Annotated in this window: 2 protein-coding genes and 1 pseudogene; 2 read left to right on the top strand and 1 reads right to left on the bottom strand. The window is 44.5% G+C overall.

All coding sequences use genetic code 11. The features are described from left to right. Together R7Q47_RS23185 and R7Q47_RS23190 are read left to right on the top strand one after the other, a co-directional pair. Positions 1-173: pseudogene (locus R7Q47_RS23185) on the top strand (paraquat-inducible protein B); the annotation flags it as partial. Further along, positions 173-751 carry a PqiC family protein gene (locus R7Q47_RS23190; RefSeq protein ID WP_318089400.1) on the top strand — a complete coding sequence of 193 codons (579 nt, stop codon included), beginning with the start codon at positions 173-175 and terminating at the stop codon, positions 749-751. The pseudogene R7Q47_RS23185 and the gene R7Q47_RS23190, both read left to right, overlap by 1 nt. A 91-nt stretch (positions 752-842) precedes the next feature. Here R7Q47_RS23190 and R7Q47_RS23195 read toward each other — a convergent pair. Next, a partial coding sequence (locus R7Q47_RS23195; protein ID WP_318089401.1) for a glycosyltransferase family 39 protein occupies positions 843-2,507 on the bottom strand: 1,665 nt, incomplete at its 5' end.

The following is a 2,507-nucleotide window of genomic DNA, read 5'->3' on the forward strand; positions in this document are numbered from 1 at the left end:
GATACGGCCCTAACTCGACAATGTACAGTGAGATGGAATCGACATTGAAAGAGCTAGAGAAGGTGATGACGGAATTCAAACCTGTTTTAAAACAGCTAAATGAAAAACCAAACTCATTAGTATTTGGAGAAGATGAAGTGAAGGATCCAATTCCTGTTAGAGGGCAACAATAATGAAACGTGTATTTTTATTAGCGACAGCACTTATAACCGGATTGACAGGATGCAGCAGCGCGCCAGAAGCAGCAGGGGCGCTGTATCTCTTACCTAAAGCTGAGACAAAAACGTCTAACCAGATGAGCGTTGCAGAACGCCCTTTACTGGTGATTCGCCCGGCTCAACTCGCTAGTTACCTGAATGACAATAGTATTGTGTATCGCACATCAGATACTCAGATTGTTCAAGCCAAACGCCACCAGTGGGCTCAAAGTATTTCTGAGCAAATTACCCAACGTGTTGTGGCTGAGCTGCGCCAAAAACAAAGCGACTATTGGCCAGTTGAAATGAATAATCTTCTGGATCAAAGTGGAGAATCCAAGCTTCAACTTAGTTTGAACAAGTTTAATGGTAGCTACCAAGGTAATGCAGAGATTGAAGGTGAATGGTTACTCATCGATGCAAGCGGCAACATCGTTCGCAGCTCGCAAATAAAGATATTGATGCCATTGCAAGATGAAGGCTACGACGCTCTGGTTGATGCACTGTCGGCAGGTTTGAACCAACTAACAGACGATATAGCTGCGCAGCTATAGTAAATAGACATCAGATACGAAAGTCATCAGATAAAAGAGGGGAGCATCACGCTCCCCTCTCTTGTTTATGTATGTTTAGCAGCTCAAGAGACTAAGAATATGGCTTATCGATATGTAGCTCATATCGTTTGATGCTTCTTGGCGGCTGACAGGATTCAAGCGCACTCTCGGCATCAAATAAAATCCAATCCCGGCGGTGGGCTTCCCCTAGTTTTTTCGCTTTGTTGGCATCGAAACATTCCATCTCATTCCCACCTTGGGTCAAGATATACCGATTCGGCTTTTCTTGTAGCCACAACCAAGCATTGCGCTCTTGCTCTTTGTGATCTGACAAATAGCTAAAATGTGTTACCGACACAGGTGAAAACAGCAAAAATTGCTCTTTAAATAGCGTCAGTCCTAACTCACCATCTTTACCGATTGCTTTTTGTGCTTCTGACATGATCTCTTTAGCCGGCGTGCGAACTGGGTTAAGCAATGTATATCCCGCAACGCTATACCAGACCCAAGTCAGCGCAAGAGCCACCCAAAAGGTATATCGAGCCTGTACCGTGCGCGTTTTAAAAAATGCGCCAACCCAAATCGCTGCGGCAACAAGAAAGAATACGACGTAAGGGAATATAGAATCGTACTCACCTAAATGCTTCGTGACGGATTTAACCTCTAGACCTGCAACAACAGCGGCAGAAAACAAAACTACGCTTAAAATCAACACGATAGCTTTAAGTAATTTGTCGGTCCATTTAGGCCAAGCTTGGTTCGTTAACGCATAACCCGCAATAACAGCAAGCATTGGAAGCGCTGGCAATATGTAAACACCTCGCTTACCCGGGCTCAGACTAAAGAAAGCGATAACAAGCACAACCCAAGCGAATAAACTTAATAACGCAGGTGATAATCGTAGTTGCTGCCAACACTTCTTATTGAAGAACACCAAGTACAGTGGAAACCACATAACGGGAATCACGCTGACAATAAAGTAATACCATGGCTGAATGTGTCCCCAAGAGTTCGCATAACGCTCACCCGTTTGTTTAAACAAGATGTTGTCTCTGTAAGCTGCAAAATCAGGGTTATGACTGATCTCTACGATCGAAACCATAGGCACAAACCAACATGCAATGGTCAAAAGCATGAACACTGGGCCCAGTAATAGCTTCCATGAAACCGCATCTTCAAAATGGTGTCTGCCAGAAAAATGCAAAAACAAAACGGGTATCAAAAGCAACGCGGGAAGAAATCCAACACCTTTTGTAATAATGCCAAGCCCCATAAACACCCAAGCCAAGCAATACCAAACCCAGTTGGTCTTAATATAGAAGTGTCGCAACAGCCCATACATGGAGATGGTGATCCACGCGGCTACCATCGCATCAATTTGCGCCGCTTTTGCTTGAATAATAAATTGTGGAGCAAGCAATAGTAGAAAGCCCACATTTCGCGCAGTTTTGACATTCCACAGCTTTGCGGAAATATCGTAACAGCACACCAAAGCAATTAGGCTGACAATCGCATTAGGTAACATGAACGTTGCTTTTAGGCTGCCGGTCAACCAATAAAAAGCCGCCATTGACCACATAAATACTGGCGGTTTATCGGGATAGAGCTCTCCCCCTCTGGTAGGAAAAAACCAGTTTCCCGATTGCACCATCTCTCGAGCAACTTCGACAAAGCGTGGTTCATCGGCAGGCCACGGGTCGCGTAACCCTATCCCCGAAAAAATAATGATGAAGGCGAGGAACAACAAAAACCATAG

Source organism: Vibrio sp. Vb0349 (genome assembly GCF_033338975.1).